The following is a 21,416-nucleotide window of genomic DNA, read 5'->3' on the forward strand; positions in this document are numbered from 1 at the left end:
GTGCGGCTGGGCCAGACGCCTTGGCAGACGGTCGGGCCGTTCTTCCACTACGCCTTGCCACACCCTGGCGGCGCGGACCTGACGGCGCCGTCCGAGGCGGGCGCTCGGCCCGACCTGATCGCGCCGGGCCACGCGCCGCTGCCCGCGCTGTCCGCGGCGACGGCGGGGGGCGAGGCGATCGTGGTCCAGGGCCGCGTGCTTGACGGCGCCGGCGCCCCCGTGCCCGACGCCCTGGTCGAGATCTGGCAGGCCGACGCGCAGGGCGGCTTCGCCGGCGGCCGCCACTTCGGGCGCTGCGCGACCGGCGACGACGGGAGCTACCTGTTCCGGACGATCCGGCCCGGCCGGACGCCGGGTCCCGGCAACAGCCTTCAGGCGCCGCACATCGCCGTGGGCGTCATGGGGCGCGGCCTTCTGCGCCGGCTGGTGACCCGCATCTACTTCGCCGACGACCCGTCGCTGGACGAGGATCCGATCCTCGCCCTCGTGCCGCCGGAGCGGCGCGGAACGCTCCTGGCGGCGGCGGACGGCGCCGGGCGATACCGCTTCGACCTTGTCCTGCAGGGACCGGGCGAGACGGTGTTCTTCGACATCTGATGCCCGCGCGGATCCACGACCTCGCCGCCTCGACGCCGGAGATGCTGGCCGTGTTCGGCGACGCCTCGCTGGTCGGCCACGCCCTGGCGTTCGAGGCGGCGCTCGCACGCGCCTCGGCGGCCGAGGGGCTGATCGACCCGGACGCCGCCGCCGCCATCGAGGCCGCCTGTGGCGAGGCCTTCGACCTCGGCGCCCTGGCCACGGCGGCCGCGCACGCCGGCACGCTGGCCATCCCGCTCGTGGCGGCCTTGCGGACCCGGGCCGACCTCCGGCGCGCGGGGGCCGGCGCGGCGGCGCATTGCGGAGCGACCAGCCAGGACGTGGCCGACACCGCCCTGATGCTGCAGGCGCAGGCGGGCCTGGCGCTGCTGAGGCGCGACGGCGGGCGCGTCGTGGACGCCCTGGGCCGCCTCGCCACGGCGCACGCGGCCACGCCGATGCTGGCGCGCACGCTGCTGCAGCCGGCCGCGCCGACCAGCTTCGGCCTCAAGGCGGCCCAGTGGCGCGCGGGCGTCGTCGGCGCCCTCGACCGCCTGGAGCGTGAGGGCGCGCAGGCCATCGTGCTGCAGTTCGGCGGGGCCGTGGGGACGCGGGCGGGGCTCGGGAACCGGGGCGAGGCGGTCGCCGCACGGATCGCGGCCGACCTGGGCCTCGGCGCAGCGGCGCCCTGGCACGCCAGCCGCGAGCGCGTCGCGGGGCTGGGCGCCGCCCTCTCGATCCTCACCGGCGCCGTGGCGAAGATCGCGGGCGACGTGGCGCTGATGGCGCAGGGCGAGGTGGGCGAGGCCTTCGAGCCCCAGACACCAGGCCGCGGCGGCTCGTCGGCCATGCCGCACAAGCGCAACCCCACCGGCTGCCAGATCGCGCTGTCGGCCGCGGTCTGCGCGCCGCACCTTGCGGCCACGCTGATGTCGGCGATCCCCGGCCAGCACGAACGCAGCCTGGGCGGGTGGCAGGCCGAGGCGCCGGCGCTGGCGGCCCTGTTCGAGGCCGCACATGGAGCCGTGGCGGCGATGGCGGCGGTGACCGAGGGCCTCCAGGTCGACGCCGCGGCGATGGCGCGCAACCTCGACCGCGCGGGGGTGGGGCAGGATCTCGGCGAGGCCGAGGCCCTCACGCGTCGCCTGCTGCAGGATGCGCCATGAGCACGGTCGCGGCCGACGACGGCGCCGAGCTCTTCGTCCGAGTCGACGGGCCGGCCACGGCGCCGCCGATCCTGTTCCTGCACTCGATCGGTTGCGACCACCGGCTGTGGGACGCACAGGCCCAGGGGCTGAACGCGTACCGCGTCATCCGGCCGGACCTTCGCGGGCACGGCCGCTCGGCGGCGCCGCCCGGCGACTACCCGCTCGACCGGCTCGTGGCCGACGCCGTCGCGGTGCTGGACGCGGCCAGCGCAACGCCGGCGGTCGTCTGCGGCCTCTCCCTGGGCGGGCTCGTCGCCCAGGCGCTGGCGCTGGCGGCGCCCCACCGGGTCGCCGGGCTGGTGCTGGCCAGCACGGCGCCGCGGATCGGCGCGCCAGAGGCCTGGCGGGACCGCGCCGCCGCGGTCCGCGCCGGGGGGCTGGCGGCGATCTCGGACATGGCCATGGCGCGGTTCTTCTCCGATCCGTTCCGCAACGCGCGGCCCGATGTGGTCGCGGCGTATCGGTCGCGGCTCGAGGCCAGCTCGCCCCAGGGCTATGCGGGCTGCTGCGCGGCCCTGCGCGACGCCGACCTCACCGCACGGCTGGGCGAGATCGCCGCGCCCTGCCTGGTCGTCGCCGGGCGGGCCGACGTCTCCACCCCGCCGGATCAGGTGCGCGGCCTCGCCCACGCCATTCGCGGCGCCGCCTATCGCGAGCTCGAGGCCGGCCACCTGTCGAACGTCGAGCAGCCGCAGGCCTTCAGCGATCTGCTGCGCGCCTTCCTGGAGGACCTCTGATGGACGACGAAGAGCGCCGGGCGCGCGGCGCCGCCAACCGCAGGGCGGTCCTGGGGGACGCCTATGTGGACCGCGCCGCGGCCTCGGCCACCGCGTTCACCGCCGAGTTCCAGGACTTCATCACGCGCTACGCCTGGGGCGAGATCTGGGAGCGGCCGGGCCTCGACCACGAGACGCGCCGCCTGCTGGTGATCGCGATGACCATCGCGCTCGGGCGGGAAGGCGAGCTTCGGCTGCACCTGCGCGCGGCCTTCGAGGCCGGCGTCCCCGTGGAGCGGGTGAAGGAGACGATCCTGCAGAGCGCCGTCTATTGCGGGGTTCCCGCGGCGAACGCGGCCTTCCACGTGGCGGGCGAGGTGCTCCGGGATCTGGGCGGCCTCTGACGCGCCTTTCCTAGTCGCCCGGATTGTGTAGATATCTAACTATTCTGTGGTCGGTAATGGGGGGCGGTTTGGACGCTAGCGAGCCGTTGCGGACACGCTTCCTCTGCACCGTCGACATCCAGCTCACGGCGGAGTCGCCGCTGCCGCTGGGCCGATCCCCTTGGCGCAACCGCCGACTCAGCCCGATCGCGGGCGGGACCATCGAGGGCGAGCGGCTGCGCGGCGAGGTGATGGCCGCCGGCGGCGACTGGTCGGAACTGGGCGCGGCGTCCGACGGCGCGGCGGTGACGCTGATCGACGTCCGGTCGCTCTGGAAGACGCACGACGGGGCCCTGATCCACGTGACCTACGGCGGGCGGCTGGTGATCCCGCCGGAGGCGCTGGCCGACTTCCGCGACCCTGCGAGGGTCGAGGCGCTGGCCGAGGACGCCTACTACTTCCGGATCCAGCCCGTCTTCGAGACCGGGGACGAGCGGTATGGGTGGCTGAACGCCCTGGTCGCGGTCGGCGTGGGCAAGCGCACCGCCGCCGGCGTCCGCTACCGGATCTTCGCCGTTGAGTAGCCGGCCGGACCAGACCCCCTCGCCGACCTACGCCTGGTATGTCGTGGGCGCTCTGCTGGTCGCCTACACCCTGTCGTTCATCGACCGGATGATCCTGAGCCTGCTCGTGGGGCCCATCCGCGCCGACCTGGGCATCTCCGACACCCAGATGAGCCTCTTGATGGGGTTCGCCTTCGCGATCTTCTACAGCCTGCTGGGGATTCCGCTGGGCTGGCTGGCCGACCGCGGGAGCCGCAAGACCCTGATCGTCGCCGGGATCGCCGCGTGGAGCCTGATGACGGCCGTCTGCGGGCTGGCGCGCAGCTACATGGGGCTGTTCCTGGCCCGCGTGGGCGTCGGGGTGGGCGAGGCGACGCTGTCGCCGGCGGCCTATTCGATGCTGGGCGACTACTTCCCGCGCGAGCGGCTCGGACGCGCGATGGCCGTCTACTCGATCGGCGTGCCGCTGGGATCGGGCATCGCGCTGGTCGCCGGATCCGTCGTGGTGCGGTTCGTGACCGAGGGCGACCCCGTCGTCCTGCCGGCGGTGGGCGCGCTGGAGCCCTGGCGGCTGGCCTTCCTGATCGTGGGGCTTCCCGGACTGCTGGTGGCGGCGCTGATCGCCCTGACGGTGCGCGAGCCCGCGCGGGGCGGGGGCCGCGCGGTCGCGGAACCGGCGCCCGGCGAGTTCGCGGCGTTCCTCAAGCTGCGCCGGGCGGCGCTGGCGTCGCACTTCGGCGGCATGTCGCTGGTGGCGCTGGTGATGTACGGCGCCATGGCCTGGATCCCGCAGTTCCTGCACCGCACCTACGCCATGCCGGTCGCCGAGGCCGGCCTCTGGTTCGGCGCCGCGACGGCGCTGTGCGGCGCGGCCGGGCTGCTTCTCGGCGGCTGGCTGGCCGACCGGATGTACCGCCGCGGCCTCAAGGACGCCCATCTCCGGGTGATCCGCCTCAACGCCGTGATCCTGCTGCCGCTGTTCGTGGGCATGGCGCTGGCGCCCAGCCGCGAACTGGCCCTGGGCATGATGATCCTCAGCATGCTGCTGGGCACGATCCACGGCGGGGTCGCCGGAGCGGGGCTGCAGCTGATCTCGCCGAACAGGCTGCGCGCGCGGACGGTGGCCCTGTACTTCCTGGTGGCCAACCTGGTCGGGCTGGGGCTGGGCCCCACGGCCATGGCGATGGTCACGGACTTCGTGTTCCGGGACGACGCCGCCCTTCGCTACGGGATCGCCGTGGTCACGGCCGTCGCCCTGCCGCTCTCGGCGCTGATCCTGACCGCCGGACTGAAGCCTTTCGCGGCGGCGGCGGAGGCGGCCGACCGCGCCGAAGCCCAGTGACCTCGCCCGCCCGGCGCAAGCGCCACCAGATGCTTAGCATTCTATCTATTTTGGTGTAGGCTCCACCCGAGTCCCCGCGCACGAGACGGGGCCGAAGGGGGAGATCCCGAATGCGCACGTACCTCAGCAACCATGCGTCCTGGGCCGCGCTGGGCCTGGCCCTCGCCATCGCGGCGCCGGCGGCGGCCCAGAGCGGCGACAACGAGATTTCAGAACTGGTCGTCACCGCCCAGCGGGTGGAGGAGAACGTCCAGAAGGTCCCCATCGCGGTCACTGCGTTCTCGGCCGCGGCGCTCGAGCGGCAGTCGGTCGAGACCCTGCAGGACATCGCGATCAAGACCCCCGGCTTCAGCGCCGGCCAGGTCGATCCCATCCAGACGAATTTCGCGATCCGCGGCATCGGCTCGGCCTTCGGCATCAGCCAGAACGCGGGCGGGGACGCCTCGGTGGTGGTCTTCGTGGACGGCGTCTACGCCGGACGCGGCGGGACGCCCGACATCGACGCGCTGAACCTGGAGCGCGTGGAAGTGCTGCGGGGCCCGCAGGGCACGCTGTTCGGCAAGAACGCCGTGGGCGGCCTGATTCAGTTCGTGAGCCGCAAGCCGTCGGCCGACCCGTCGCTGCGCATCGAAGGGCAGCTCGGCAACTACGACCGCCGCACGCTGAGCGCGCGGGGCAACATGCCCATCTCGGACAAGATCTTCGTGTCGCTGGGCGGCTCCATCAAGCTGCGGGACGGCTACGAGTTCAACCAGACCACCGGCAACGATGTGAACGACCAGGACCTGCGCAGCGCCGCCCTGGCCGTGCGCTTCCTGCCGAGCGAGGACCTGGACATCGTCCTGGGCGTCGACCTGACCGACCAGGACCAGAAGGGCAACCCCCGCGACAACATCTGCGACGCCACCCTGCGCGGCGGCGTCCACTGCGTCGGGATCAATCCCGACCCGCGCATCGTCAACGCCTACACCGACGGCTACCTGCGGCGCTGGCTGCAGACCTACCGCGGCGAGGTGAACTGGACGACGCCGTACGGCACGCTGACGTCGATCACGGCCTTCCGGGCGGTGACGCTGAACTTCCGCACCGTGTTCTTCGCCAACCCGGTCAACCCGCCGAACCAGATCGAGTCGACCCAGACCGACCACGAGGACAACGAGCAGTTCAGCCAGGAAGTGCGGCTGGCGTTCGACGCCTTCGACTCGCGCCTGCGCGGCCAGGTCGGCGCCTACTACCTGAACGAGGACAACACCCGCATCGAGGACCTGCGGCAGGACTTCCCCGCGCCGGCACAGACGGGGATCGCCACCTATCCTCAGATGGTGAAGAGCCGCAGCTGGGCCCTGTTCGGGCAGGTCAGCTACGCCTTCACCGACACGATCACCGCCACCGCCGGACTGCGGCAGACGTGGGAGCGCAAGAGCGGCCGCTTCATCGGGCAGAAGGTCTCGGGACCGGGGCTGCCGCCGCCCCTGGCCGCGAACTACGACGTGCGCGGCCGCAAGTCGTGGGACGCCCTGACGCCGCGCTTCGCCCTCGACTGGCAGGCGACGCCGGACGTGCTGCTGTACGCCTCGGCCACCCGCGGCTTCAAGAGCGGGGGCTTCCAGGGTATCGCCGGCAGCGGCGTCAGCCAGTCGACGCCGTACGATCCCGAGTTCGCCTGGAGCTACGAGGGCGGCGCGAAGACCCAATGGCTGGACGGCCGCCTGCGGCTGAACCTGTCGGCCTTCCACACCGACTACAAGGACCTGCAGGTCTCGCAGCTGGTGCCGCTGTGCTGCGTCGTGGTGGGCAACGCCGCCACGGCCGAGATCGAGGGCGTGGAGCTGGAATGGGTGATCCAGCCGGTGCGCGGGCTGCAGATCGACGGCGGCTTCGCCTACCTCGACGCGAAGTTCACCAGCTTCGCCAACGGGGCCACGGCGAACTTCACCGGCAACGACCTGCCCCGCTCGCCCAAGCACAAGGTCCACGTGGGCGCGCAGTACGCCACAGAGTTCAACGGCTGGGGCGCCCTGGCGCGGGTCGACTACACCAACCAGTCGCACATGTACTTCGAGGCCTCGAACATCCCGACGCAGAAACAGGAGGGCTACATCAACGTCGACGCCCGCCTGTCCCTGACCTCCCCCGACAAGCGCTGGGAAGTGGCCGTGTGGGGCAAGAACCTGACGGACGAACTGGTGGCCACCTACGTGACCGCCTTCGCGCCCTACCGCCAGGTGCTGGTGCCCTACGCGCCGCCCAAGACCTACGGCGTGACGCTGGTCTGGAAGATGTAGGAGAGCGAAGGGCGGCGCCGGGCCTCCGGGCCCGCGCCGCCCGGGCGCTCAAGGCCGGCGTTCTCAGGACTGCCGCGGCGCCAGGAATTCCTGGGCGTTGAAACCCTCGGGCGCGGCCACCTCGACGATCGGCTCGGGGCGGTTATCGAACTCCATCCGCAGCGCGCGCGTGATCACCGCATGCATCGCGTAGAGCGTGGTGATGTAGGTGAACTCGAAGATCTCCTCGTCGCCCCAGAAGGTGCGCAGCTTCTCGAACACCTCGAGCGGCGTGCGGCCGTCCCCGGCGGTCAGGCAGTCGGCATAGGCCAGGACCGCGCGCTCCTTGTCGTCGAACACGTCCGACACCTGCCAATGCGGGACGGCGGCGATCTTCTCCTCCGACACGCCCAGGCTGCGCAGCGACTTGCAGTGCTGCGAGAAGACGAACTGGCTGCCCTTCACCCAGCCGGCGCGGGTCTGGCCCAGCTCGCGCAGCACGGGGTCCAGCTTGCGGTCCGGATGGCGATAGACGGCGAACCCGTCGACGGCGTGCTGGAAGATGTCGGGGCAGATGGCGAAGACGGTCCACCAGTCGCCCGGGGTGCCCGTGGCCGTGCCGGGCTCCGCGACCGGATCGCGGCCCGGGCCGAACAGGCGGTCGTAGTAGCGGTTCACCACTTCGGCGGTGACTTCCGAGCGGGGGACCTGGCGCAGGACGGGCATCAGCGGGCTCCGGTAGGGATGGGATCGGGGTGGGTCAGGCGAACTTCCGGAACTCCGCCACCGCGGCGGAGTCGAAGTACTCGTCGAGGCGGGTGATCCTGCCCTCCTCGACCTCGCAGACGATGCAGGCCGGCAGTTCGAGGCGGACCCCGTCGTGGGCCCGCACGCCCTTCAGCACATGCTGCTGGACGAAGCCGCCCGGGAAGACCTGGAGCCGCCGGTCGGCGTACTCCCGCTCCAGGATCCGCTTGACCATGCCCTTGAGCGTGGCCTCGTTCTCGGCCGGCGTCTGCTCGAGGCGGTCGGTGTTGTGCCAGATGCGGGCGTCCGGCGCGTAGCAGGCGACAAGGCCGTCCACGTCGCCGGCTTCCACGCAGTCGAAGAAGCGCTTGGCCAGCGCGCGCATGGCCTCGTCGGTCATCACCATCGCCTCGGGTCTGGACGGAACGTCTACTCGGCCGGCTCGGCCACGCGACGGCCGGGCTCGCGCGGCGTCCCGTCGGGGTTCAGGACCAGGTTGACGCTGCGGGTGCCGTCCGCCCGCGCCGCCTCGTGCGCGATGTCCTGGGGCCCGAGCGGCTTCGTCCAGGCGGCGAACTCGAGCAGCGCGCCGTCGGGGTCGAAGAAGTAGATCGAGCGGACGAACACGTCGTCGGTGACCGTGGGCGAGATCTGGCGCGGCGAGTTGTCGTGGTTCGAGATCGCGGACACCGCGACGCCCTTCGCCTTCAGACGCTCGCAGTACTCGTCGAACTTCTCGGGCGGGACGTCGAAGGCGAGGTGGTTCATCGAGCCGTGCGCCGAGGCGAGCCCGCCCTGGCCGGGCAGCGTGGTCGGGGCCGAGACCCCGGGGATGCCTTCCTGGGCGTCCGGGAACCAGAAGAACGCGAGCGAGTCGCCGTTGCCGATGTCGAAGAAGAAGTGCTGGCCCATGTTGTTGGGCAGGTCGATGGTCTTGGTGAGGGGCATGCCCAGCACGTCGCGGTAGAACTCCACCGTGCGCGCCATGTCCTTGCACACAAGGGCGACGTGGTTGACGCCCCGGATCTCGAACTCGCGGTTCCTGTTCATCACTACCTCCTTCTGCGGCGCCCGTTGCGCGCCGCGGTCTCGTTCAGGGCTGGAGCGCGGCGGCGGACCGCGGCGCGTGGGAAACGTCGAGCAGCGTGAGTTCGCGGGCCCAGGCCGCGAACTCGAGCCGGATCCCGTCGGGATCGTGGAAATAGATAGAGCGGATGAAGGTGGGATCGTCGCCCACCAGTGGGGACGGGTCGCGGTGCGAGACCACGTCGGTGACGTCGACCCCGGCCTCGACGAGGCGGTGGCGGAACACCTCCAGCTCCTCAGGCGCCACATCCAGGGCGAGGTGGTTCATCGAGCCGTGCGCCGAGGGGCCTCCCCCGCGCGGGGCCTGCACGATCCCGGGCTGCGCCTCGGGCGCGTCGGGAAACCAGAAGAAGGCGATCGACGCGCCGCCGCCGGCGTCGAAGAAGAAGTGCTGGCCCTTGCCGTCGGGCAGTTCCAGGGTCTTCACGAGCGGCATCCCCAGCAGGTCGCGGTAGAACGCGACGGTCCGCGCCATGTCGCGCGCCACCAGGGCGATGTGGTTGACGCCCCGGAAGCTGAACCTCGGCGTGTCTCGACGGCTGTCCATCGTGAGCCTCGCGCTCTGGAGCCTGTGGCGGCCTGGGCCCTCATCCTATCAGGAAAGCGCCGCGAGGCCTGCTTTCGCAACCTCCATGTCCTGCTCGTAGTGGCCGCCGCTGACGCCGACGCCGCCCACGACCGCGCCGTCGATCTCGATGGGATAGCCGCCACCGAACACGATCAGCCGCGGGGTCTTGATGATGCCGTGCAGCAGCGGCGGGTCGTTCTTGATGAACTCATGCCACCCGTGGGTGGGAATGCCGTAGGCGGCGGAGGTGTAGGCCTTGTCCGTCGCCAGCTCGACCGACAGCAGGGGCGCGCCGTCCATCCGCGAGAAGGCCTTCAGGACGCCGGATTCGTCGACCACGGCGATGACCATCGGCACGCCCATCTCCGCGGCCTTGGCTTCGGCGGCGCGCAGGACGTCCGCGGCCGCCTGCGACGTGATCGAGCCCTTGGTGAAGGTGCGCGCACCCATCGGCGTCATCTCTCCCGGACCGTCTTCTTTTCGGCCGCCCTTCGAGGGGCCTTGCTTCTAGGTTTACCGATGTGACGCAGGGGCCGGCGCCCCAAAATGATTTGCGGCGACCGTCAAAATAATTGGCCGTCACGCGAGCTCGTTGGCGGCGAGGCCGAGCTCCCATCGCAGCCAGGTGCGGAAGGCCTGCAGCCGCGGCGTGCTGGCCATCGCGGGGGAATAGACGAGCCAGTAGGCGATCCGGCTGGTCACCTCGATGTCGAAGGGCGCGACCAGGGCGCCGGACGTCAGGAAGTTGTCCACCAGCGGCCGGCGGCCGATCACGACGCCCATGCCCTGCAGGGCCGCCGTGGTCGCGAGCTGGATGGTGTCGAACCGCAGGCCGTGGTGCGGGTCGAGGCCCGGCATCTCCCAACCCAGGGCGCGCGCGCGCTCGATCCACTCGGGCCACCCCTCGGGCGTGCGCGAGACGATGATGAGGGTGTGGTTCACCAGGTCGTCGGGCGTCCGCAGCGCCACGGGCCCGTCGCGCGTGGACGCGGTGCAGACCGGGAACATGACCTCGGGCACCAGCCGTTCGGCGGTGAGCCCCGGGAAGGCGCTCTTGTCCAGGCCGGCGCGGATGGCGATGTCGGCGCCCAGGCCGCGGAGGTCGACGACCTCGCCGAACCGCCCACCGGTGTTGATCTCGAGCTCGATGTTGGGGTGGTCCTGGTGGAACTGGGCCAGTCGCGGCACCAGGAAGTTGGCGGCGAACGACGGCAGGCTGTTCACCACCAGCCGCTCGACGCACGACCGGCGCGCCAGCCGCTCGACGCCGGCGTGCAGGGTCTGGAAGGCCTCGGTCGCCGAAGCCAGGAACTCCGCGCCCGGACCGGTCAGCTGCAGGCCGCGGGCGCCGCGGACGAAGAGCTCGACGCCCAGGTGGTCCTCCAGCGTCCGGATCTGGTGGCTGACCGCCGCGGGCGTGACGTTCAGCTCGTCGGCGGCCTCGCGCACGTTGCCCAGCCGGCCGACGGCCTCGAAGGCGCGGAGCGCGGTCAGGGGAGGCAGGCGCACGGGGTCACCAAAGGGCTCGCCGGGGCCAGTAAGCCCGCGGGGGGTTCGGGCAGGGCGACAAAGCGGATTTGTCTAAACGCCAAAATTTTATGCCGTAGGGCGAAAATGCTTCGCAACCTAACATTCTCCCCAAGCAAGACAATGACCGGCGCTATGCCGGCGGGGAGGAGGGATATGTTCAAGAACCTGCTGATGGCGTCGGCCTGCCTGGGCGCGATCGCCGTGGGGGCCCCTGCGGGCGCCGCCGAAACCGACAACGCCATCGAGGAGCTGGTGGTCACGGCCCGGATGCGCGCCGAGTCGCTGCAGGAGACGCCGGTGGCCGTCACCGCGATCAGCGAGACGCAGATCGAGAAGATGTTCGTGCAGGACCTCTCGGACTTCACCCGGGCGGCGCCGAACTTCACCATCGAGGGCGTGGGCGCGATCCACCGCAACGCCTCGGTCGCCTACTCGCGGGGCATCGGCTACCAGGGCGTGGACCAGGCGATCGACCCCAGCGTCGGCATCGCGGTCGACGGGGTCTTCTTCACCCGCAACATCGGCGCGCTGCAGAGCACCTTCGACATCCAGCAGATCGAACTGCTGCGGGGGCCGCAGGGCACGCTGTTCGGCAAGAACACCACGGGCGGCGTGATCAACATCACGACCAAGAAGCCGGGCGACGCCTACAGCTTCAGCGGCCTGCTGCGCGTGGGCAACTACGGGCGGGCCGACGCCTCGATGGCGGCGGACCTGCCGGTCAGCGATTCGCTGGCCTTCCGGCTGTCGGCCACGCGTCAGCACTCGTCGGGCTACATGCACAACCTCTACCGCACGCCCGCGGGCCTGCAGCCGGTCGAGGAGTGGCTGGCCGGCGACGACGTCCAGTCGATCCGCCTGGCCATGCGGTGGAACGCCACCGAGAAGCTCGAGGTGAACGCGAGCTACTCGTACGTGAAGGACCGCAGCGACTCGGTCGGCGGCGTGAACGGCTCGTTCCCCACCGACGCCCTGTCGCGGGCGGGGCGGCCGGGCTTCGGCTTCCCGGGCGGTCCGACCGATCCCTTCATCGCCATGCGGAACTTCCCCAGCGGCGACTTCCAGGACACCTACTTCGGCGCCCTCAACCTCGCCTACCAGGGCCAGGGCTACCGGATCGTCTCGGTCAGCGGGATCATCCGCAGCTCGAACTTCTCGTACAGCGACTTCGACGTCACCGACCTGGCGTTCTTCGAGACCACCGCCAGCAAGCGCCACAAGACGATGTCGCAGGAACTGCGGATCGAGTCCGATCTGGAGGGCCCGTTCCAGTTCGTGACCGGCGTCTACGCCGGCCGCACCAAGTGGGACGCCGACCAGATCTTCTTCCTCGCGACCCAGACCTACGAGGCGTCGCGCCAGAAGGAGAAGACCGCCGCCGGCTTCGCGCAGGTGGACTTCGACGTCACCGAACAGCTCACGCTGACGGCGGGCGGCCGCTACTCCTGGCAGGAGAAGGACTTCGTGCGCCGGCTGCAGCGTCCGATCGCGACGTTCGCGGCGACGCCCGCGGTGGTCGCGTCCGAGGACTGGTCGCGGTTCACCTACCACCTCGGCGCCAACTACCAGATCAACGCCGACGCGATGGTCTATGCGAGCTACTCGACGGGCTTCAAGAGCGGCGGCTTCAACTCACGCGCCGCCTCGGCGGCCACCATCGGGCCGTTCCGTCCCGAGAAGGCCAAAGCGTTCGAGGTCGGCCTGAAGTCCGACTGGCTGGAGAACCGCCTGCGCGTGAACGTGGCGGCGTTCTGGAACAAGTACAGCGACCTGCAGGTCTCGGTGTTCCGGCCGGCCACGGTGGGCACCGGCGAGGAGCAGGTGGTCGCCAACAACGCCAACGAGCGCGCCCGCGGCATCGAGTTCGAGGTGACGGCGCTGCCGATCGAGAACCTGACCGTGAGTGCGTCGGTCGGCTACCTCGACGCCGAGTACACCAGCTTCGTCGCCAACCTCTCGGGCGGCGCGGCGACGGCGGCCAACCCCTGCGGCGGCCTGCGCGACCGCTCGCTCAGCGGCCCCTGCAAGCTGGTGCCGACCCGCGTGCCGGAGATCACCAGCCGTGTCAGCGTCTCGTACGACTTCGAGCTGGCGGGCGGTGGGACCATCACCCCCGACGTGGCCTGGTCGCACGAGGGTTCGCACTTCACCGACACCCTGAACGTGCCGCAGGGCTTCCAGAAGGCCTACAACGTCTGGGACGCGAGCCTGACCTACGTCGAGCCCAAGGGCCGCTGGCGCGCGTCGCTCTGGGGCAAGAACCTGAACAACGTGGCGCACCGGCTCTCCGCCGTGCCCACGGCCGGCGTGCTGACCCAGCTCTACTTCGCCGAGCCCCGCACATACGGGGTCGAGCTGCGGGTCAACCTCGGCGAATAGCCTCGGGGGACCGCCAGAAGGAGACGATGATGACTGAGCCCATGCGCTACAGCGGCGTGAACCACGTGGCCCTTGTCGCCCGCGACATGGCCGAGACGGTGGATTTCTACACCAACGTCCTGGAGATGCCGCTCGTGAAGACGATCGACCTGCCCAACGGGCGCGGTCAGCACTTCTTCTTCGACTGCGGCGGCGGCGGCTCGATCGCCTTCTTCTGGTTCCCCAATGCGCCGGAGGCGGCGCCCGGCGTCGCCTCCATGCATCCCGACTACCAGAAGGTGGGCTCGCAGACGGCGCACGCCTCGATGAACCACCTGGCGATCAACATCCCGCTGGAGAAGTTCGACGAGTACGCCGATCGCCTGCGCAAGAAGGGCGTGTCGCTGCGGGTGCTCAACCACGAGGACTCCGACCGGCACGGTTCGGAGGAGGTGACCCCGCTCACGTGGATCCGGTCGATGTACTTCCGCGACCCGAACGGCATCCACATGGAGCTGGCGGCGCTGACCCGCGACTACCGGCCCAGCGACGTGGCCCACGATCCGGTCAACGCCAAGGGCGAGCGCGTGCCGCTGAACGCCCTGGGCAAGGTTCCGGCCTAAGACCCAGATGACCGCGCAGGCGCAGACCGAACCCTCGTCGCCGCCCGCGCCGGCCTCGGCAGAGTATCCGCCGGCGACCTACGCCTGGTTCGTCGTCGGCGCGCTGTCGCTGGTCAACATGATGTCCTACGTCGAGCGGCAGATCCTCACGCTGCTGTTCGCGCCCATCAAACGGGACTTCAACCTGACGGACACGGAGGTGAGCCTGCTCGCGGGCGCCGCCTTCGTGATCTTCTTCGTCGTTTTCGGCCTTCTGTTCGGCCGCCTGGCCGACCGGGGAAACCGCAAGCGGATCATCATGCTGGGGGCCCTGTTCTGGGGCCTCGCCACCGCGGCGTGCGGCGCCGCGCAGAACTTCATCCAGCTGTTCGTCGCCCGGATCTCCGTGGGCATCGGCGAGGCGTCGCTGGGCCCCAGCGCGCTGTCGACGATCAGCGACTACTTCCCGCGGCACAAGCTGACGCGGGCGATCAGCTTCTACACGGGCGCGCAGTACGTGGGAGCCGGCCTGGCCCTGGTGATCGGCGGGCTGGCGATCCACCTGGTCGCCCAGCTGCCGCCCATCGCGCTGCCCGGCCTCGGCGTGCTGCGGCCCTGGCAGATGACCTTCGTGCTGGTGGGCCTGGGCGGGCTCCTGGTGCTGATCCCCATGGCCTTCGTGAAGGAGCCGGCGCGGCGGGGCGTCACCCGCGCGGCGACCGCCAGCGGCGCCGGGCGGGGCGAGATGCGCGCCTTCCTGGGCGCCAACCGGCGCATGATCTTCAGCCACTTCGCCGGCTTCTCGATGAGCTCGATGCTGGGGTTCGGCGTCGTCGCCTGGACCCCCACCTTCTTCATCCGCGTGCACGAGTGGGCGCCGCAGGACATCGGCTACGTCTACGGCGGGATCCTGGCGGTCATGGGCGGCGCCGGGGTGCTGGCGGGCGGCCGGGTCGCCGAGTGGATGGAAAGCCGGGGCGTCCGCGACGCCTACTTCCTGCTGCCGATGATCTCGGCCACCACCACAATGGTCCTCTTCATCAGCGCCATGTTCGCGCCGACGGCCGAAATCGCCCTCGGCCTCCTGGTGTGCTCGACGTTCTTCAGCAGCTTCCCCGTGTCGCTGATCATGACGGCGCTGCAGGCCGTCGCCCCGAACCAGCTGCGGGGCCAGCTGACCGCGCTGTTCTCGCTCGTCACCAACCTGCTGGGGGTCGCCACGGGCCCCACCGTGGTGGCGATGCTGACCGACTATCTCTACCGCGACGAGATGGCCGTGGGCTGGTCCCTCGCCACGGCCAGCGCCGTGATCACGCCGCTGGTCGTCGTCCTGCTCGCCGTCGGCCGCCCCGGCCTGCGCGACAGCCTCGAACGGTCCGCCCGGCAGCATGAGGCGCCGGCGGCATGAAACCCATTTTCCGAACGTCGTCAGGAGTTCGCTGATGCCCCGCGTAACGCCCCTTTCCCGCAGCAAGGCGCCCGAGGACGTGCTGGCCTTCTACGCCGAGGTCTTCGGCGCCCGGGATCCGGTGGAGGAGCCGGGCACGGCCACGGGGACCCCGGGCAACTGGTGGACCGCCTGGGCGCGGGTGCCGGGGATCCTGCGCGCGTTCCGGGCCTATCCGGCGGGCGACTGCCCGCTCGATCCCCAGCTGCGCGAACTGGCCGTGCTGCGGACGGGCTACGCGCGCGGAAGCCACTTCGTCTTCTCGCAGCACTCGAAGTCGGCGCGCCGTGCGGGCGTGAGCGAGGAGAAGGTCCGCGCCGTGCCCTACTGGACGATCTCGGACGTCTTCAGCGACGCCGAGCGCGCGGTGCTGGCCTATGTGGACGGGATGATCCTCGAAGGCGGACGGGTGCACGACTGCGTGTTCGAGGCGCTGCGCAAGGCGCTGCCGGAAGACCACATCCTGATGCTGACTTACTTCGTGAACATGTATGCGCTGCACGCCACCAGCACGAAGGCGCTGCGCCTCGAGTACGACGACGTGCCCGAGCGGGTGGTCGAGATCCCCGCGCCCGAGCAGGGCGGGGTGCAGGACTGGCGCGATCCGGTCTGGGCCGAACGCGGCGGCGCGTGAGCTTTGGGAGGAACCCTGTGACGATCGGTGTGATCGCCCGCGTGAAGGTGGTGGCGGGCAAGGGCGCGGAGTTCGAGGCGGCGTTCGCCGAGCAGGCGAAGGGCGTGCGGGCGAACGAGCCGGCCAACCGGCTCTACCAGCTGGTGCGCTCCCGCCAGGATCCGGACAGCTACGTGGTGATGGAGCTCTACGACGACGACGCGGCCCTGGAGGCCCATCGCGCCGCGCCCCACATCGTGGCGAACCGTCCCCGCATGGCGCCGCTGATCGCCGAGCGGACCGTGGTCGAGGTCTATGACGCGGTCTGAGCCGCTGGACGCCGATCGCTTAGCCTTCTAACGAAAGCGGGATGTCGGCCGAGATCCTGGACGCTCTGAGGCGCGGCGGCTTCCTGGCCGACGGCGACGTCGCGCGCCTGGAGCCGCTGACGGGCGGCGTGTCCAGCGACGTGTTCCGGCTCGAGACGGCGCACGGCGTCTACGGCGTCAAGCGGGCCCTGCCCAAGCTGCGCGTGGCGGCCGACTGGCGCGCGCCCGTGGAGCGTTCGCACTACGAGGTGGAGTGGCTTCGCGCGTCCGAGCCCTTCGCCGGCGGCGCGATCCCCAAGGTGATCTACGAGGATCGCGACGCGCACCTCTTCGTCATGACCTTCTTCGACCCCGCCGCGCACAGCGTCTGGAAGTCCGATCTGGCCGCGGGAAAGGTGGACGCCGACTTCGCCGCCCAGGTGGGCCGGCTGCTCGCGGCGCTGCATGCGGGCGCCGCGGGGGACGCGGCGCTGGCGGCCCGGTTCGACACCACGGCGCTCTTCGAGGAGCTGCGCCTGGCGCCGTTCTTCCGGCACGCGGCGCTGGCGCACCCGGATCTGGCGCGACGTCTGGTCGACCTGGCGGACACGACGGCGGCGCGGCGCATCTCGCTGGCGCACGGCGACGCGAGCCCCAAAAACATCCTGGACGGACCGGCCGGCCCGGTGCTGCTGGACGCGGAGTGCGCGTGGTATGGGGATCCGGCCTTCGATCTCGCCTTCTGCACGGCCCATCTGCACCTGAAGACGGTGTGGAAGCCCGCACATGCGCCGGCCTACCTGGCGGCTCTGGCGCGCCTGCAGGCCGCCTACCTCGCGGGCGTGACCTGGGAGGCTCCCGCAGGCCTGGACGCCCGCGCGGCGCGGCTCGCGGCGGCGATCCTGCTGGCCCGCGTGGACGGCAAGTCCCCCGCCGAGTACCTCCAGGCTGACGCCGACAAGGCGTTCGTGCGCGGGACGGCCCGGCGGCTGATCGCGGCCGACGTGGATCGCCTCGACGGGCTGGCGGCGGAATGGGGCAGGGCGCTGGAGGCGCGATGAAGACGACGATCACGGCGGTGCGCGCCCGGCAGGTCTGGGACTCGCGCGGGCGGCCCACGGTGGAGGCCGAGGTGGCCCTGGCCGGCGGCGCGACCGGCCGCGCCTGTGCGCCCGCCGGGGCCTCGCGCGGCGCGCACGAGGCGCACGAACTGCGCGACGGGGGCGCCCGCTTCGGCGGCCTGGGCGTCGACCGCGCCGTCGCCGGCGTGAACGGCGAGATCGCCGGGGCGTTCGCGGGCGCGGACGCGGCCGACCAGGCGGCGCTCGACGCGCGGCTGGAGGCCCTGGACGGCACGCCGAACCTTGGCCGCCTGGGCGGCAACGCCACCGTGGCGGTCTCGCTGGCGGCGCTGCACGCCGCGGCCGCGGCCGAGGGCCTGCCGCTGTGGGCGCACCTGGCCCAGGGGCGGAAGGTCCGCGTGCCCCTGCCGGAGATCCAGATCTTCGGCGGCGGCGCCCACGCGGGCCGGCGCACCGACGTCCAGGACTTCATGGTGATGGTCCCGAAGGCCGACAGCGTGCGCGAGGCGCTGGAGGTGACCGCCGACGTGTTCCACGCCGCCGGCCGGCTGATGGCCGCCACGGGCCGCCTGGCGGGGGCCGCCGACGAGGGCGGCTGGTGGCCGGCCTTCGACTCCAACGAGGACGCGCTCCAGGCGCTGACGCAGTCCATCGAGCGTTCGGGCCACCGGCCGGGCGAGGACGTGTTCATCTCGCTGGACATCGCGGCCAACGAACTGGACGTGGGCGGCGGCCGCTACCGCCTGGGCCTGGAGACGCGCGAGCTGTCCACCGCCGAGATGGTGGAACAGGTGGCCGACTGGGTGCGGCGCTACCCCATCCTCTCCATCGAGGACCCGGTCTCGCAGGACGACCTCGACGGCTTCGCCCAGGCCACCCGCGCCTACGGCGATCGCGTCCAGCTCATCGGCGACGACATCCTGGTGACCAGCGCCGAGCGCGTGCGCCGGGCCGCGGCCGCCGGCGCGGGCAACGCGGTGCTGGTCAAGGTGAACCAGGCGGGGCTCGTCTCGCGGGCCAAGGCGGCGCTGGATGCGGCGCGGGCCCTGGGCTGGGGGGCCATCGTCTCGGCCCGCTCGGGCGAGACCGAGGACGTCAGCATCGCCCATCTCGCCACCGGCTGGGACGCCGGGCAGATCAAGGTCGGCAGCTTCGCGCGCTCGGAACGGATGGCGAAGTGGAACGAGCTGCTGCGGATCGAGGAGGCCATGGGCGCGGACGCCGTGTTCGCCGGCCCCTCCGCGCTCGCGCCCTCGGTGGCGGCGGGCCTCGCATGAAGGCGGTGCTCCACTATCGCGCCAGCCGCGGCTTCCGCGCCGCGCTCGCCGCGCAGGCGGCCGCGGCGGGCGTCGACGCCGTGGTCGTCGACGAGACGGACGACGCCGGCTTCGCGCGCGAGATCGCCGACGCCGACGTCCTACTGCATGTGCTGAAGCCGGTGACCGCGCAGATGATCGCGGGCGCGCCGAAGCTGCGGCTGATCCAGAAGCTGGGCGTGGGCGTGAACACCATCGACCTGGAGGCGGCCAAGCACGCCGGCGTCGCGGTCTGCAACATGCCGGGCACGAACAGCCAGGCCGTGGCCGAGATGGCGCTGACCCTGATGCTCGCCGTCCTGCGCCGGATCTCCTACCTGGATCCGCTGACCCGGCGCGGGGATGGCTGGGCGCCCGATCCCGACCTGGTGGACGGCGCCGGCGAGATCGCCGGGCGGACGGTGGGGTTTGTCGGCTACGGCGCCTCGGCGTCACGGCTTGGGCCGGTGGTGGAAGCGCTGGGGGCCCGGGTGATTTACACCGCCCGCAACGCCAAGCCCGAGGTCGCCGCGCCGTTCCGCACCCTGCCCGAACTGCTGGCCGAGGCGGACATCGTCTCGCTGCACCTCCCGCTCACCCCGGAGACCGAACGCCTGATCGACGCCGAGGCGCTGGCCGCCATGCGGCCCGGCGCGATCCTGGTGAACACCGCCCGCGGCGGGCTCGTCGATGAGGCGGCCCTGCTTGCAGCGCTTCAGTCGGGGCGGCTGCGGGGCGCCGGGCTCGACGTCTTCGCGCAGGAACCGGTGGATCCGGCCAACCCGCTGCTGGCCTTGCCCAACGTCGTCGTGGCCCCGCACATGGCCTGGCTGACGCCCGAGACGCTTGACCGCAGCCTGACGGTCGCGTTCGACAACTGCGCGCGGCTGGGCTCGGGCCGGCCGTTGGTCCATCAGGTGGTCTGATGCCGCGTCCTGCCGTCGTCTTCGCCTCCGGGCAGCTGCTCACCGCCGAATGCTGGGCCCCGCAGATCGCGGGCCTGTCGCGGGACTACGACCTTCGCCTGTCCGACCACACGCGGGACGAGACCATCGGCGGCATGGCCGATCGGCTGCTCGCCGAGGCGCCCGAACGCTTCCACCTGGTCGCCCACGCCATGGGCGGCTTCACGGCCTTCGAGGTCGCCCGCCGCGCGCCCGAGCGGCTCGCGAGCCTGGTCCTGATCGCCACCCTCGCGCCCAACGACGGACCGGCCCAGACGGAGCGGCGGCAGGGCTACATCCGGCTGGTGGAGGCGGGCCGCTTCGCCGAGGTCGTCGAGGAGCGCATCCCGATCCTCGTCCACCCGGCCCGGCGGGAGGACGCGCCGCTGCTCGAGGTCGTGCGGCGCATGGCGGCGGACACCGGCGCCGAGACCTTCCTGCGCCAGCAAAGGGCGATCATGGCGCGCGCCGACAGCCGGCCTGGACTGGCGGCGATCACCACGCCCACCCTGGTGGTCAGGGGCGCCCAGGACGGGATCACCACGCAGGCGCACTTCGAGGAGATCGTCGGCGGCGTTCCCGGCGCCCGGGGCGTGACGATCGACGACTGCGGCCACCTGCCTACGCTGGAGCGGCCCCACGCCACGAACCGCCTGCTGGCCGACTGGCTGGCCGGACAGGTCTCAGTCTGAGCCGGTCAGCTCCCGGCGCACGATCGCCGCTCCGTCGGCCATGGCCTTCAGCTTGCCGAAGGCGGTCTCGCGGCTGATGTACTTCATGCCGCAGTCCGGGGCGATCAGCAGGCGCTCGGCGTCGATGTAGGGCAGGGCCTGGCGGATGCGGTCCGCCACCACCTGGGGCGTCTCCACGTCGGGATCGTTCAGGTCGATCACGCCGTACATGATGTGCTTGGTCGGCAGCTCCCGCAGGATCGACGGGTCGAGTCTGGGCTGGGCCGCCTCGATCGAGATGATGTCGATGTGGGAGTCCTCGAGTTCCTCCAGGAACGCGTAGCCGCCCGGCTTGCTGGCCCCCTGGTGGACGTGGGCGTAGCCGAAGCAGATGTGCAGGGCGGTGACGCCGCCGACGCCCTTCACGGCCCGGTTGATGGCCTCGATGGCGAAGCTGCGCGCCTCGTCAGCCTTGGCCTGCAGGTAGGGCTCGTCCAGCTGCACGATGTCGACGCCCGCGGCGAACAGGTCCCGCGCCTCGGCGTTGACAGCGTCGGCGTAGTCCAGCGCGAGGGCCGCCATGTCGGGATAGTGGTCGTTCTGCGCCTGCTGGGTCATGGTGAAGGGGCCCGGGATGGTGATCTTCACCGGGCATCCGGCGCGCGCCTTCAGGAAGGCGGCGTCCTGCGACTCGATGGGCGAGGTGCGGCGGATCGGTCCCGCGACCCGGGGCACCGGGTTCATCTTGCCCGTCCGGTCCATCGCCTGCCCCGGCGGATCCGTCTCGATGCCCGCGAGCGAGGTCGCCAACCGATTTGAGTAACTTTCCCGGCGCATCTCGCCGTCGCCGACGATGTGGATGCCCGCCAGCTTCTGGTCGCTGACCGCCACCAGCGTCGCCGCCTCCTGGGCGTCGGCCAGTTGCTGCGGGTCCTTGATGCGCCACAGCTCCTGCGCCCGCACGCGCGGCGGCAGGCGGGACTTCAATCCCTCCCGGTCGATGAGCCAGTCCGGCTGCGGGTAGCTGCCGACGATCGTGGTGGGCAGGAGCGGCAGGCCGGGCAGCACCATCGGACGTTCCAAATCATTAGTATTCTAATGTATCGGTAGGGT

Annotated in this window: 23 protein-coding genes; 16 read left to right on the forward strand and 7 right to left on the reverse strand. The window is 71.5% G+C overall.

What is annotated here, in order from left to right:
- From pcaG to AC2D8W_RS07280, 7 genes are all read left to right on the forward strand, one after another.
- Nucleotides 1-597 (forward strand): protocatechuate 3,4-dioxygenase subunit alpha, encoded by a 597-nt coding sequence (pcaG, locus tag AC2D8W_RS07250; RefSeq protein WP_484670973.1) that lies wholly within the window; start codon nt 1-3, stop codon nt 595-597.
- On the forward strand, nt 597-1,742 hold the full coding sequence (locus tag AC2D8W_RS07255; RefSeq protein WP_484670974.1) for a lyase family protein: 1,146 nt from the start codon (nt 597-599) through the stop codon (nt 1,740-1,742). Before pcaG ends, AC2D8W_RS07255 begins: the two co-directional genes overlap by 1 nt.
- Complete coding sequence (gene pcaD, locus AC2D8W_RS07260; RefSeq protein ID WP_484670975.1) at nt 1,739-2,521, forward strand: 3-oxoadipate enol-lactonase; 783 nt, start codon at nt 1,739-1,741, stop codon at nt 2,519-2,521. The genes AC2D8W_RS07255 and pcaD overlap by 4 nt, the downstream gene beginning before the upstream one ends.
- Nucleotides 2,521-2,904, forward strand: coding sequence for a 4-carboxymuconolactone decarboxylase (gene pcaC / locus AC2D8W_RS07265; RefSeq protein ID WP_484670976.1), 384 nt, complete (start codon nt 2,521-2,523; stop codon nt 2,902-2,904). The genes pcaD and pcaC overlap by 1 nt, the downstream gene beginning before the upstream one ends.
- A gap of 86 nt (nt 2,905-2,990) precedes the next feature.
- The gene (locus AC2D8W_RS07270; RefSeq protein WP_484670977.1) at nt 2,991-3,467 is read left to right on the forward strand and encodes a DUF3237 domain-containing protein; all 477 of its coding nucleotides are present in this window, start codon (nt 2,991-2,993) and stop codon (nt 3,465-3,467) included.
- A complete protein-coding gene (locus AC2D8W_RS07275; protein WP_484670978.1) occupies nt 3,460-4,788 on the forward strand; it encodes a spinster family MFS transporter in 1,329 nt (442 codons plus the stop codon). Before AC2D8W_RS07270 ends, AC2D8W_RS07275 begins: the two co-directional genes overlap by 8 nt.
- Before the next feature lie 110 nt (nt 4,789-4,898).
- Nucleotides 4,899-7,073 carry a TonB-dependent receptor gene (locus AC2D8W_RS07280; RefSeq protein WP_484670979.1) on the forward strand — a complete coding sequence of 725 codons (2,175 nt, stop codon included), beginning with the start codon at nt 4,899-4,901 and terminating at the stop codon, nt 7,071-7,073.
- Between the two features lie 63 nt (nt 7,074-7,136).
- Here AC2D8W_RS07280 and AC2D8W_RS07285 read toward each other — a convergent pair whose 3' ends face one another.
- From AC2D8W_RS07285 to AC2D8W_RS07310, 6 genes are all read right to left on the reverse strand, one after another.
- Nucleotides 7,137-7,778, reverse strand: a complete 642-nt coding sequence (locus tag AC2D8W_RS07285; protein ID WP_484670980.1) for a carboxymuconolactone decarboxylase family protein — start codon at nt 7,776-7,778, stop codon at nt 7,137-7,139.
- A gap of 34 nt (nt 7,779-7,812) precedes the next feature.
- Entirely contained in the window at nt 7,813-8,199 is a 387-nt protein-coding gene (locus AC2D8W_RS07290; protein ID WP_484670981.1) for a nuclear transport factor 2 family protein, read from the reverse strand.
- Nucleotides 8,200-8,228: 29 nt separating this feature from the next.
- Nucleotides 8,229-8,849, reverse strand: coding sequence for a VOC family protein (locus AC2D8W_RS07295; RefSeq protein ID WP_293481931.1), 621 nt, complete (start codon nt 8,847-8,849; stop codon nt 8,229-8,231).
- A 43-nt stretch (nt 8,850-8,892) separates the two neighbouring features.
- A complete protein-coding gene (locus AC2D8W_RS07300; protein WP_484670982.1) occupies nt 8,893-9,432 on the reverse strand; it encodes a VOC family protein in 540 nt (179 codons plus the stop codon).
- Nucleotides 9,433-9,480: 48 nt separating this feature from the next.
- The gene (locus AC2D8W_RS07305) at nt 9,481-9,903 is read right to left on the reverse strand and encodes a GlcG/HbpS family heme-binding protein (RefSeq protein ID WP_484670983.1); all 423 of its coding nucleotides are present in this window, start codon (nt 9,901-9,903) and stop codon (nt 9,481-9,483) included.
- A gap of 129 nt (nt 9,904-10,032) precedes the next feature.
- Nucleotides 10,033-10,962: a LysR substrate-binding domain-containing protein gene (locus AC2D8W_RS07310; RefSeq protein ID WP_484670984.1), complete on the reverse strand. Its 930-nt coding sequence runs from the start codon at nt 10,960-10,962 to the stop codon at nt 10,033-10,035.
- 174 nt (nt 10,963-11,136) lie between these two features.
- Between AC2D8W_RS07310 and AC2D8W_RS07315 the strand changes: the two genes are divergently transcribed.
- The 9 genes from AC2D8W_RS07315 to AC2D8W_RS07355 are packed head-to-tail and all read left to right on the forward strand — an operon-like array spanning nt 11,137 to nt 20,324.
- Nucleotides 11,137-13,362, forward strand: a complete 2,226-nt coding sequence (locus tag AC2D8W_RS07315) for a TonB-dependent receptor (protein ID WP_484670985.1) — start codon at nt 11,137-11,139, stop codon at nt 13,360-13,362.
- Nucleotides 13,363-13,391: 29 nt separating this feature from the next.
- The gene (locus AC2D8W_RS07320; RefSeq protein WP_484670986.1) at nt 13,392-13,964 is read left to right on the forward strand and encodes a VOC family protein; all 573 of its coding nucleotides are present in this window, start codon (nt 13,392-13,394) and stop codon (nt 13,962-13,964) included.
- A gap of 7 nt (nt 13,965-13,971) precedes the next feature.
- Nucleotides 13,972-15,351 (forward strand): spinster family MFS transporter, encoded by a 1,380-nt coding sequence (locus AC2D8W_RS07325; RefSeq protein ID WP_484670987.1) that lies wholly within the window; start codon nt 13,972-13,974, stop codon nt 15,349-15,351.
- A 34-nt stretch (nt 15,352-15,385) separates the two neighbouring features.
- The gene (locus AC2D8W_RS07330) at nt 15,386-16,024 is read left to right on the forward strand and encodes a carboxymuconolactone decarboxylase family protein (RefSeq protein WP_484670988.1); all 639 of its coding nucleotides are present in this window, start codon (nt 15,386-15,388) and stop codon (nt 16,022-16,024) included.
- A 17-nt stretch (nt 16,025-16,041) separates the two neighbouring features.
- Entirely contained in the window at nt 16,042-16,332 is a 291-nt protein-coding gene (locus tag AC2D8W_RS07335) for a putative quinol monooxygenase (protein ID WP_293481923.1), read from the forward strand.
- 41 nt (nt 16,333-16,373) lie between these two features.
- Nucleotides 16,374-17,372: a phosphotransferase family protein gene (locus AC2D8W_RS07340; protein WP_484670989.1), complete on the forward strand. Its 999-nt coding sequence runs from the start codon at nt 16,374-16,376 to the stop codon at nt 17,370-17,372.
- Nucleotides 17,369-18,670, forward strand: a complete 1,302-nt coding sequence (gene eno / locus AC2D8W_RS07345) for a phosphopyruvate hydratase (protein ID WP_484670990.1) — start codon at nt 17,369-17,371, stop codon at nt 18,668-18,670. Before AC2D8W_RS07340 ends, eno begins: the two co-directional genes overlap by 4 nt.
- On the forward strand, nt 18,667-19,614 hold the full coding sequence (locus AC2D8W_RS07350) for a 2-hydroxyacid dehydrogenase (protein WP_484670991.1): 948 nt from the start codon (nt 18,667-18,669) through the stop codon (nt 19,612-19,614). The genes eno and AC2D8W_RS07350 overlap by 4 nt, the downstream gene beginning before the upstream one ends.
- Nucleotides 19,614-20,324 carry an alpha/beta fold hydrolase gene (locus tag AC2D8W_RS07355; RefSeq protein WP_484670992.1) on the forward strand — a complete coding sequence of 237 codons (711 nt, stop codon included), beginning with the start codon at nt 19,614-19,616 and terminating at the stop codon, nt 20,322-20,324. The genes AC2D8W_RS07350 and AC2D8W_RS07355 overlap by 1 nt, the downstream gene beginning before the upstream one ends.
- On the opposite strand, the gene AC2D8W_RS07360 is transcribed toward AC2D8W_RS07355, so the two are convergent.
- Nucleotides 20,316-21,386, reverse strand: coding sequence for a hypothetical protein (locus tag AC2D8W_RS07360; RefSeq protein ID WP_484670993.1), 1,071 nt, complete (start codon nt 21,384-21,386; stop codon nt 20,316-20,318). The two genes, AC2D8W_RS07355 and AC2D8W_RS07360, sit on opposite strands and share 9 nt — an antisense overlap.
- Between the last annotated feature and the right edge of the window lie 30 nt (nt 21,387-21,416).

The sequence above is a fragment of the Phenylobacterium sp. T106 genome, assembly GCF_057219735.1.

Excerpts from the sequence above, each read along its gene's own strand:
- AC2D8W_RS07255 (WP_484670974.1), top strand. The coding sequence starts at position 597 with ATGCCCGCGCGGATCCACGACCTCGCCGCCTCGACGCCGGAGATGCTG.
- pcaD (WP_484670975.1), top strand. The coding sequence starts at position 1,739 with ATGAGCACGGTCGCGGCCGACGACGGCGCCGAGCTCTTCGTCCGAGTC.
- pcaC (WP_484670976.1), top strand. The coding sequence starts at position 2,521 with ATGGACGACGAAGAGCGCCGGGCGCGCGGCGCCGCCAACCGCAGGGCG.
- AC2D8W_RS07280 (WP_484670979.1), top strand. The coding sequence starts at position 4,899 with ATGCGCACGTACCTCAGCAACCATGCGTCCTGGGCCGCGCTGGGCCTG.
- AC2D8W_RS07285 (WP_484670980.1), bottom strand. The coding sequence starts at position 7,778 with ATGCCCGTCCTGCGCCAGGTCCCCCGCTCGGAAGTCACCGCCGAAGTG.
- AC2D8W_RS07290 (WP_484670981.1), bottom strand. The coding sequence starts at position 8,199 with ATGACCGACGAGGCCATGCGCGCGCTGGCCAAGCGCTTCTTCGACTGC.
- AC2D8W_RS07295 (WP_293481931.1), bottom strand. The coding sequence starts at position 8,849 with ATGAACAGGAACCGCGAGTTCGAGATCCGGGGCGTCAACCACGTCGCC.
- AC2D8W_RS07300 (WP_484670982.1), bottom strand. The coding sequence starts at position 9,432 with ATGGACAGCCGTCGAGACACGCCGAGGTTCAGCTTCCGGGGCGTCAAC.
- AC2D8W_RS07305 (WP_484670983.1), bottom strand. The coding sequence starts at position 9,903 with ATGGGTGCGCGCACCTTCACCAAGGGCTCGATCACGTCGCAGGCGGCC.
- AC2D8W_RS07315 (WP_484670985.1), top strand. The coding sequence starts at position 11,137 with ATGTTCAAGAACCTGCTGATGGCGTCGGCCTGCCTGGGCGCGATCGCC.
- AC2D8W_RS07320 (WP_484670986.1), top strand. The coding sequence starts at position 13,392 with ATGACTGAGCCCATGCGCTACAGCGGCGTGAACCACGTGGCCCTTGTC.
- AC2D8W_RS07325 (WP_484670987.1), top strand. The coding sequence starts at position 13,972 with ATGACCGCGCAGGCGCAGACCGAACCCTCGTCGCCGCCCGCGCCGGCC.
- AC2D8W_RS07330 (WP_484670988.1), top strand. The coding sequence starts at position 15,386 with ATGCCCCGCGTAACGCCCCTTTCCCGCAGCAAGGCGCCCGAGGACGTG.
- AC2D8W_RS07340 (WP_484670989.1), top strand. The coding sequence starts at position 16,374 with ATGTCGGCCGAGATCCTGGACGCTCTGAGGCGCGGCGGCTTCCTGGCC.
- eno (WP_484670990.1), top strand. The coding sequence starts at position 17,369 with ATGAAGACGACGATCACGGCGGTGCGCGCCCGGCAGGTCTGGGACTCG.
- AC2D8W_RS07350 (WP_484670991.1), top strand. The coding sequence starts at position 18,667 with ATGAAGGCGGTGCTCCACTATCGCGCCAGCCGCGGCTTCCGCGCCGCG.
- AC2D8W_RS07355 (WP_484670992.1), top strand. The coding sequence starts at position 19,614 with ATGCCGCGTCCTGCCGTCGTCTTCGCCTCCGGGCAGCTGCTCACCGCC.